Source organism: Candidatus Albibeggiatoa sp. nov. BB20, assembly GCA_016744725.1.
Lineage (GTDB): Bacteria > Pseudomonadota > Gammaproteobacteria > Beggiatoales > Beggiatoaceae > Albibeggiatoa.
The window spans coordinates 24,770-34,946 of sequence record JADGDW010000021.1; the positions used below are offsets into that span (position 1 = coordinate 24,770).

General features: G+C 40.2%; 9 protein-coding genes. All 9 read left to right on the forward strand.

The genetic code is table 11. The annotated features are described in order from the left end of the window. Positions 1–56 precede the first annotated feature (56 nt). Complete coding sequence (gene nuoG, locus ABXH34_RS04080; RefSeq protein WP_353570589.1) at positions 57–2,384, forward strand: NADH-quinone oxidoreductase subunit NuoG; 2,328 nt, start codon at positions 57–59, stop codon at positions 2,382–2,384. Positions 2,385–2,584: 200 nt separating this feature from the next. Continuing rightward, positions 2,585–3,625: an NADH-quinone oxidoreductase subunit NuoH gene (gene nuoH, locus ABXH34_RS04085; protein ID WP_353570590.1), complete on the forward strand. Its 1,041-nt coding sequence runs from the start codon at positions 2,585–2,587 to the stop codon at positions 3,623–3,625. 12 nt (positions 3,626–3,637) lie between these two features. Next, positions 3,638–4,126: an NADH-quinone oxidoreductase subunit NuoI gene (gene nuoI / locus ABXH34_RS04090; RefSeq protein ID WP_353570591.1), complete on the forward strand. Its 489-nt coding sequence runs from the start codon at positions 3,638–3,640 to the stop codon at positions 4,124–4,126. Between the two features lie 21 nt (positions 4,127–4,147). After that, positions 4,148–4,855 carry a toxin-antitoxin system YwqK family antitoxin gene (locus ABXH34_RS04095; RefSeq protein WP_353570592.1) on the forward strand — a complete coding sequence of 236 codons (708 nt, stop codon included), beginning with the start codon at positions 4,148–4,150 and terminating at the stop codon, positions 4,853–4,855. A gap of 139 nt (positions 4,856–4,994) precedes the next feature. Further along, entirely contained in the window at positions 4,995–5,600 is a 606-nt protein-coding gene (locus ABXH34_RS04100) for an NADH-quinone oxidoreductase subunit J (RefSeq protein WP_353570593.1), read from the forward strand. A gap of 4 nt (positions 5,601–5,604) precedes the next feature. Then, complete coding sequence (nuoK, locus tag ABXH34_RS04105) at positions 5,605–5,910, forward strand: NADH-quinone oxidoreductase subunit NuoK (RefSeq protein WP_353570594.1); 306 nt, start codon at positions 5,605–5,607, stop codon at positions 5,908–5,910. 112 nt (positions 5,911–6,022) lie between these two features. Next, entirely contained in the window at positions 6,023–7,996 is a 1,974-nt protein-coding gene (gene nuoL / locus ABXH34_RS04110; RefSeq protein WP_353570597.1) for an NADH-quinone oxidoreductase subunit L, read from the forward strand. A gap of 23 nt (positions 7,997–8,019) precedes the next feature. Continuing rightward, the gene (locus ABXH34_RS04115; protein ID WP_353570595.1) at positions 8,020–9,540 is read left to right on the forward strand and encodes an NADH-quinone oxidoreductase subunit M; all 1,521 of its coding nucleotides are present in this window, start codon (positions 8,020–8,022) and stop codon (positions 9,538–9,540) included. A gap of 166 nt (positions 9,541–9,706) precedes the next feature. Further along, the gene (locus ABXH34_RS04120) at positions 9,707–10,150 is read left to right on the forward strand and encodes a hypothetical protein (RefSeq protein ID WP_353570596.1); all 444 of its coding nucleotides are present in this window, start codon (positions 9,707–9,709) and stop codon (positions 10,148–10,150) included. The last annotated feature ends 27 nt before the right edge of the window (positions 10,151–10,177 follow it).

A 10,177-nucleotide genomic window follows, 5' to 3' on the forward strand; every position in this document is an offset into this window, starting at 1 on the left:
ATGATATATAAAAAGTCGTAACTCAGACCATAAATAAAATGAATGGATGATACAGAATGGCAACCATTGAAATAGACGGTAAACCATACGAAGCACAACCCGGTCAAATGTTGATTGAAGTTGCAGACGCGAATGGGATTAATATTCCACGTTTCTGTTATCACAAGAAACTTTCAGTAGCAGCAAACTGTCGCATGTGTTTGGTCGAAGTTGAAAAAGCACCAAAACCAATGCCAGCTTGTGCAACGCCCGTTATGAACGGCATGAAAGCTTGGACTAAATCAACCAAAGCGTTGGCAGCACAAAAATCAGTGATGGAATTTTTGCTGATAAATCACCCCTTAGACTGTCCTATCTGTGACCAAGGCGGTGAGTGTGAATTGCAAGATATTGCAGTTGGCTATGGTGGTGATGCTTCACGCTATCAAGAACAAAAACGGGTTGTATTTGATAAAAATATTGGTCCTTTAATCGCCACAGAAATGACGCGCTGTATTCACTGTACGCGCTGTGTCCGCTTCGGTATTGAGATTGCGGGCGTACAAGAAATGGGTTCAACAGGTCGTGGTGATAGCACTTTAATCGGCACTTATATTCAAAAGAGTGTGGATTCCGAATTATCAGGTAATGTGGTTGATTTGTGCCCAGTGGGCGCATTAACTGCGAAACCTTCTCGTTTTGTCGCTCGTGCTTGGGAAATGCAACAAGCCGAGTCAATCGCCCCTCATGATAGCTTAGGCTCAAATGTCTATGTACATATGCGTCGTGGTGAAGTGTTGCGAGTCGCACCTAAAGATAATGAAGCCGTAAACGAAGTCTGGTTATCTGACCGTGATCGTTTTAGTTATCAAGGTTTAACAGCGGAAGACCGTTTGACTAAGCCTATGATTAAGCAAGATGGCGAATGGCAACAAACCGATTTAGAAACTGCTCTAGCTTTTGCTGTTGATGGTTTAAAACAAGTCATTAGTTCTAGTTCTGCAAGTGATGTGGGTGCGTTAGCCTTTCCAACTGCGACTGTAGAAGAACTCTATTTATTACAGAAATTGATGCGCGGCATTGGTGTGAATAATATTGATCACCGTTTACGTCAGACTGATTTCTCAGACCAAGATGCAGCCCCTTTATATCCTGCTTTAGGTCAGGCAGTTAGTGATATTGAAGCCAGCAACAGTATTTTAGTGATTGGCTCAAATCTACGCAAAGAACATCCTCTGATTAATCACCGTGTCAACAAAGCCAGTAGAAAAGGCGCAAGCGTAAGCTTTGTGAATCCTGTGAATTACACTTTTAATTATAAAGTGGCTCAGCAAGCAGTGGTTGCACCGTCTGATATAGTGGCAACATTAGCAGGTATTGCAAAAGCCTTAGGTGCTGAATTACCCAGTGGCTTAAGCAATATCAATGCAGATGAAACACAAACTGCGATTGCTGAAAGCATCAAATCGGGTGACAAGAAAACCATTTTATTAGGTAATATTGCCGCACAGCATACACAAGCCAGTGCGATTCGTGCCTTGGCAGTAGCGATTGCTAAAGCATCGGGGGCAACATTAGGTTATTTGGCAGAATCTGCTAATAGTGCAGGCGCATGTCTAGCGGGTGTATTGCCTCACCGTAAAGCGGCGGGTGAATCGGCGAGCAAAGGTTTAGATGCACAAGCGATGTTAACTGATGGCTTAAAAGCGTATGTTTTATTAGGTACAGAGCCAGAATTAGACAGTAACCTTGCTAGCAGCACAGTAGTTGAAAGTCTTAAACAAGCGGCATTTACTGTGAGCCTAAGTGCGTATGCCAGTGACACAACTAAAGAATATGCTAATGTATTATTACCGATTGCAGCATTTACTGAAACCTCAGGCACATATGTGAATTTGGAAGGTCAATGGCAAAGCTTTAATGGTGTGGTTGCGCCTAAGGGTGATGCACGTCCTGCTTGGAAAATCTTACGGGTTTTAGGTAACTTGTTTGATGTTGAGGGCTTTGATTACACCGATTCAACTCAAGTACGTGATGAATTAAAAGCGGCTGTGGGTGATAAACAGGCTGATAACATGGCAACAACTCAAATCGCAAGCTTAAATGGCTCTAGCGATGGTATTCAGTTAATTACTGAAACACCGATGTATGCTGTTGATAGCTTGGTTAGACGCTCAAGTGCATTACAAAGCACAACAGATAGCAAGCGTGCTGGCAATATTTATCTGAATCCAAGTTTTGCACAGCAGAAAGGCTTAAGCGCAGAAGGTCAAGCGAAAGTGAGTCAGAATGGGACAGAAATTACTTTGCCTGTAATGATTGATGAACGTATTCCTGATAACTGTGTACTTTTATATAGTGCTGAAATCAGTGCTAATGGACAAGTTGAAGTGAGTGCGGGTTAATATCATAACTTGACTTTTTAGGACTGACAAAACTCTAGATTTTAGGACTGTCAGTCCTTTTGACACAATTTAAATACCTTTCATTGTATAAAATTAAGTTGATTTACAGGATAATGAACAGTGTTTGTAATGTTTCAGGTTTGACGACCTTCAGAACAGCAACATTGACGAATTTTAAAAACTAAACGGAACTAATCAGTATGTGGGACATTGTTTACGACAACTCACCCCTTCCTTATGAGTTGACATTTGTGTTAGTGACACTGGTTCAAATTGTCATTTTGGTAGGCCCATTGATGGGTGCTGTAGCCTATTACACACTTGCAGAACGTAAAGTGATTGGCTTTATGCAATTGCGTATTGGCCCTAACCGTGTAGGGTTTTTTGGCTTAGGTCAACCGCTTGCTGATGCATTCAAGTTAATGTTTAAAGAAATTGTCATTCCATCTAGTTCGAATAAATTTCTATTTGTCATTGCACCAATTTTATCTTTAGCACCTGCATTAGCCGCTTGGGCTGTTATACCATTTGCAGAAGGTTGGGTCGTATCCGACATTAACGCGGGCTTACTTTATGTCTTAGCCATGACTTCTGTTGGTGTTTACGGCGTGATTATCGCAGGTTGGGCATCAAATTCTAAATATGCGTTTTTGGGCGCAATGCGTTCCGCAGCACAGATTATTGCGTATGAAATTGCGATGGGCTTCACCTTAGTGGGCGTATTAATGATGTCCAATAGTTTGAACTTAAGCGACATTGTTAATGGTCAATCAGGTGGTATTTTACACTGGTACTTCTTACCTTTGTTCCCACTATTTGTTATTTATTTCATCTCAGGTGTAGCAGAAACTAACCGTGCACCATTCGATGTTGCAGAGGGTGAATCTGAAATTGTGGCGGGTTTCCACGTTGAATACTCGGGCATGTTGTTCTCCACATTCTTCTTAGCTGAATATGCCAACATGATTTTAATCGGTATGCTTGCAACCTTGATGTTTATGGGTGGCTGGTTATCTCCGTTCCAAGGTACACCGCTTGAAGCTATGTTTGCTTTTGTACCCTCAATTTTTTGGTTATTTGGTAAGCTTTCATTCTTCTTACTCTTATTCTTATGGTTCAGAGCCACTTTTCCCCGTTATCGTTATGACCAAATCATGCGCTTGGGTTGGAAAGTGTTTATTCCTATCACCTTAGTGTGGATAGTTGTTGTTGGTATTGCTAAATTGATGTTAACTGCCTAAGGGGAATTGATAATGAGTGCAGCGGTTAATTATGTTAAAAGCTTATTTTTATTGGAATTGCTTAAAGGAATGCGCTTAACAGGTCGCTTCTTTTTTGAACGCAAAATCTGTATCCAATACCCTGAAGAAAAAACCCCTTTATCACATCGGTTTCGTGGGCAGCACGCATTAAGACGTTATGCTAATGGCGAAGAGCGGTGCATTGCATGTAAACTATGTGAAGCCACTTGCCCCGCGTTAGCGATTACAATTGAATTAGGTGAACGTGAAGATGGGACTCGACGTACCACACGTTATGATATTGATTTAACAAAATGTATTTTCTGTGGGTATTGCGAAGAATCCTGTCCCGTTGATTCTATTGTTGAAACGCCTATTTTTGAGTATCACGGTGAGCAACGTGGTGATTTACTCATGACAAAAGAAAAATTATTGGCTGTCGGCGATAAAATGGAACAACAGTTAGCGGAAGACCGAGCTAAAGACGCAGCCTATCGTTAAACATTTTTTAGGAGGATGGTTATGCGTTGGTTGATAGCAGTTTTATTACTTTCATCAATGAGCTTTTCTGCGATAGCAGCAGAGGAAAAAGACAAAGCTTATTATTCAAGTGGGGCAGTGCATTTTGAGTATGCGCGTTTGAATGGGCGCTTACACGGCACAACCAAAGAATATTTTGAAACGGGTGAATTAAAAGCCGAAGTCGTTTACAAAGATGGCAAATTAGAGTCAAAACGTGAATTTTTGCGTAACGGCAAGTTAAGTAATGAATTGCGGATTACAGGCGGTAAAAAGTATGAAACGCAAATTCAATATTATCCAACGGGTGAGCTATTTCGTGAACGTTCTTTAGTGAATGGGATTCGTGAAGGTTTAGAAACTGACTATTACCAAAACGGTAAGAAAAAAGCTGAGCGTCGTTACGAAAATGGTAAAAAAGAAGGTAACTCAAAAGGTTATCATAATAATGGTAACTTGCAAGGTGACTGGCAATTCTTAAACGGCGTCCCTGTTAGAGCTACTATTTATTATCGTACAGGCGAAAAATGGTTAGAGCATGAAGCGTTTGATGATAAGGGTAATCTAAATGGGATTACTTATGAATATGGTAAAGACAGTGGCTTAATTGCTCGTCGCTTTTATGAGAACAACCAAATGGTTCGACGTGAACGGATTGAAGGGTTCATGGATCGGGTCATGATTTTCGTAAGTGATATATTTACGTTTTAAGTTTTATAGTTAACATCTTTAAGGACTGGCAGTCCTGTGTCTTGAGCAAGCTAAATACTCTGTAAAAAGTAAGGGCTGCCAGTCCTCATAGTTTGTTTGGGTTTTAAAGGTTTCAATTTCAACAGTGTAAAGTACCACAATGATAGAGAAATACATCTTTTATTTTTTCGCCGCAATCCTAGTCTTTGCAGCCACAAGGGTGATTACTGTTAAAAACCCTGTCCATGCCGCATTATTCTTAGTATTAGGTTTCTTTTCATCCGCAGCAATATGGATGTTACTACATGCTGAATTCTTAGCCATCGCGTTAATTCTGGTTTACGTGGGTGCGGTTATGGTGCTTTTCCTGTTTGTGATCATGATGTTAGATATAAACATCACGGTATTGCGAGAAGGCTTTGTAAGTTATCTTCCTATAGCACTACTTGTCGGTATCATCATTTTAATCGAAATGGGTTTAGTATTATGGAACGCCAGTACAGGTTTGGCGACCCCCGACGCGATAGCCGCATTTGGGAACTCTGATATACCGAATACCAAATTATTAGGTCATGCCTTATATACCACTTATGTTTATCCTTTTGAGATAGCTGCCGCGATTTTATTAGTTGCGATGGTAGCTGCGATTGCTTTGACCATGCGTGAAAAACGTCAACATAAATACATTGCACCAGAAAAACAAGTGTACGTAAAACGTGAAGATTGTGTGCGTCTTGTGAAAATGGCATCAGAACCAAAGGACTAGACTCATGTTAATGTTATCTGACTTCTTAATTTTAGGTGCAGTATTATTCTGTTTAAGTGTTGCAGGCATGTTCTTAAACCGTAAAAACATGTTAATCATTTTGATGTGTATCGAATTGATGTTGTTATCTGTCAATATGAATTTCATTGCTTTTTCACACTTTAACGCAGACATTGCGGGTCAAATCTTCGTATTTTTCATTTTAACGGTGGCGGCTGCTGAGTCTGCCATTGGTTTAGCAATTCTAATCGTCTTATTCCGTAATCGTGGCACGATTAACGTTGAAGATTTGGATTCGATGAAAGGCTAATGAATTTTTGATTGGTGCTCAGGATTGCCAGTTATTTTTCAAGGATTGATTGGCAGTCCTCAATGAGATACTGACAGATTTCAAGTTATTGGGATAAACATTTATGCAAAATATGGAAAACATATATCTAGCCGCTGTGCTAGCCCCCTTAATTGGGTCGATTATTGCGGGGCTGTTCCCCGTGAGTCGCGCAAATGCACATCGCGTGACCATTTTAGGGGTTGGCATTGCATTCTTCTTGTCTGCGTATGTATTCAAACATATCGTTTTAGACGGCGGCGAAATTTATAATAAAACCCTTTATACATGGTTAGCAATTGGTGACCTCAAGTTAGAAGTTGGCTTCTTAGTTGACCAATTGACCGCAACCATGATGATGGTGGTGACATTTGTATCTTGGATGGTGCATATTTATACCATCGGTTACATGGAACATGATAAAGGTTATAACCGTTTCTTTAGTTATATTTCTTTATTCACCTTTGCGATGTTGATGTTAGTGATGTCTAACAACTTCATGCAATTATTCTTCGGTTGGGAAGCAGTCGGCTTAGTGTCTTACTTATTAATCGGTTTTTGGTATACAAAAGACACTGCGGTTTACGCAAACTTAAAAGCCTTCTTGGTGAATCGTGTCGGTGACTTTGGCTTCTTATTAGGGATTGCTTTAGTGTTAATGTATTTCGGCAGCTTAAACTATGCTGAAGTGTTCCATTATGTTGAAGCACATGAACATGACTTGATTGGCAAAACCATTGAAATCATTCCAGGGCAAGCTTGGGGCTTAATGACCGTCATCTGTGTTTTGCTATTCATTGGTGCAATGGGTAAGTCTGCACAGTTCCCATTACATGTTTGGTTACCTGACTCAATGGAAGGCCCAACACCTATTTCTGCATTAATCCATGCAGCAACCATGGTGACAGCGGGTATTTTCATGGTGGCGAGAATGTCACCAATGTATGAGTTGAGTACCACCGCGTTAAGCTTTATCTTATTCACAGGTGCAACCACAGCATTCTTTATGGGCTTACTTGGTTTAGTGCAAACAGATATTAAGCGGGTCGTTGCATACTCAACATTATCCCAATTGGGTTATATGACCGTTGCATTAGGTGCATCTGCTTACGGCGCAGCGATTTTCCATTTAATGACTCATGCATTTTTTAAAGCCTTATTATTCTTGGCAGCAGGTTCAGTCATTATTGCGATGCATCACAAACAAGATATGCGTGATATGGGTGGTTTGAAAAAATACATGCCTATCACTTATTGGACTTCTTTGATTGGTTCACTAGCATTAATTGGTTTCCCAGGTTTAGCAGGTTTCTACTCTAAGGATGCCATTATTGAAGCAGCTCACGCAGCACAGATGTCAGGTCATTTCGGTTGGACGGCTGACTATGCTTATTATGCGGTGTTATTAGGTGTGTTTATTACTGCTTTATATTCCTTCCGCTTGTTCTTCTTGGTGTTCCACGGTGAAGAGCGCATGGATGAACATACCAAAGAACATTTACATGAACCCCCTTGGGTTGTGACTTTGCCTTTGATGTTGTTGGCGATTCCTTCTATTATCATTGGTGCATTAGCGATTGGCCCAATGTTGTACGGTCACTATTTTGGTCACGCGATTCACGCAGCACATGGTGGTGGTCATGAATGGCATGGCGTTTGGGCATTTACCGTACATGGTTTAAGTCAACCTCCATTTATATTAGCAATGGGTGGTTTGATTGCAGCAGCATTAATGTATTGGCCTTTAGCCTTTATTCCTGCGTTTTTCAGAAAAATCCCAACATTCTTTGCAACTGCATTGAAACCAATTCACTACGTTTTAGAGCAAAAATATGGCTTTGACCAATTTAATGAATGGTTCTTTGCTGGCGGTTCACGCGGTATCGGTAGCATTTTATGGAAAGCAGGCGATGTAACCTTGATTGATGGCATTGCAGTGAATGGCAGCGCAAAATCAATCGGCTGGTTAGCCTCAGTCGTTCGCCATTTACAAACGGGTTATCTCTACCACTACGCATTTGCCATGATTTTAGGTCTGGCAGTGTTGCTCGGTGTGTTTGTTCTCTAAGGCATTGAAAAGGAATACAACGAATGTTTACTGATTTACCATTACTCAGTTTGCTACTTTGGCTACCGATTATCGGCGGCATTTGGGTACTTGCTGTTGGCGATGAGAACAATTCTACTGCTGCGAAGGGTGTTGCATTAATGGTGTCTTTGGCAACGTTGGTGTTGTCATTACTATTATATTTTGACTTTGATACCGCGACCGCTGCGATGCAGTTTAGCGAGCGTTATGAGTGGATTCCTGCTTTCAATATCTATTATCATTTGGGTATTGATGGATTCTCTATGCCATTGATTATTTTAACCAGCTTTAGCACTGTATTGGTGATTTTAGCGGGTTGGGAAGTGATTAAAAATAGAGCCTCTCAATATATGGCAGCATTCTTAATCATGGAAGGTTTAATGATTGGGGTGTTCTCCGCATTAGATGCAATGTTCTTCTATGTATTGTGGGAAGCCATGTTAATTCCGATGTTCATCATCATTGGTGTGTGGGGCGGGCCTAACCGTGTGTATGCAACGATTAAATTCTTCTTGTATACGTTCTTGGGTTCTATCTTTATGTTGGTGGCGTTAATTTACTTATATAAAGTTTCTGGCAGCTTCGCTATTTTGGATTTCCACAAGCAAAGCTTAGACATGACTGCACAAATCTGGATTTTCTTGGCGTTCTTTGCAGCTTTTGCGGTAAAAGTACCGATGTTTCCAGTCCATACGTGGTTGCCTGATGCTCACGTTGAAGCTCCAACAGGCGGTTCAGTGATTTTAGCCGCGATTATGTTGAAATTAGGTGGTTATGGTTTCTTGCGTTTCAGCTTACCGATTACCCCTGATGCAAGCCGTGAATTAGATTGGTTGATTATTGGTTTATCATTGATTGCCGTGGTGTACATCAGCTTTATCGCTTTGATTCAAACTGATATGAAGAAATTGATTGCTTATTCTTCGATTTCACACATGGGTTTTGCGACTTTGGGCTTTTTCATCTCGTTCATGATTTTCAATAATACGAATTCATTAGACGGTGGCTCAATGGCGATGCAGGGCGGCATGATGCAGATGATTTCGCATGGCTTCATTTCGGGTGCATTGTTCTTGTGTGTCGGTGTGTTATATGACCGTGTGCATAGTCGTGAGATTTCGGCTTATGGCGGCGTGATGAATACGATGCCCCGTTTTGCAATGTTCGTGGTTTTCTTTGCAATGGCTAACTCTGGTTTACCGGGTACATCTGGTTTTGTGGGTGAGTTCTTGGTGATTATCAGTAGCGCACAAGCCAGTTTCTGGATTGCATTTACAGCAGCAACGATTTTGATTTTAGGTGCAGCGTATACATTATGGATGGTTAAACGTGTGATGTACGGTGAAGTTGCTAATGAAAATGTGCAAAATCTTGAAGATTTGAATCCACGCGAAACCTTGATTTTAGGCGTGTTAGCAGTTGCTGTATTGGCATTTGGTATTTATCCAGCTCCTATCTTTGAGATCATGGATGCTACGGTAATGAACTTATTAGAGCATATTTCTGTATCTAAGCTTCCGTAGGTTTTGTTAAGCTCCCAGGCTATTTAAGTTTGGGAGCTTGGAAATAATGTAATAATGAGAATATTAAGGCTATACATTCAAGATTGTGGCGTATTTGTTAAACCCACTTTGATTGACTTTACCCATGAAGGTGAGGCACAGGATATTTTATGTTTAGCTGGTGTAAATGGAGCTGGAAAGTATTGAAGATATTTATAATTCCGTTATAGATTGTATGGCTGATATAGGGGCGGCTAATTTAACGATTAAAAGCTTTAATTCAAAGCAATCTGTACAAAGAGCAAGTTTTCTAGCTACAAGTGTGAATTCTTCTGTAATTAGTGAGCAATTATATCAAAATCTTTCATCTCATAAAAAAGAAGATATAGTAAATAAATTTGATGAATATAAAATATTTGTATCCGAATCAAATGGAAATGTACATAAGTTTGCAAGTGCAAAAACTTATTTTTCACATCAGTTTGCTGATTTAATTAATAAAAGCTGTCGAGGGAAGAAAATTCATATAGAACAGCACAAACCTGATTTAGCTCGTATTTTAAGAGATTTAGGATTGCCAGAAGAATTTAAACAACTTAAGAATTTTGTATTAGTAGGCATAAACTGTTGAAAGTAAAACCTATGAATAGTCAAGAGG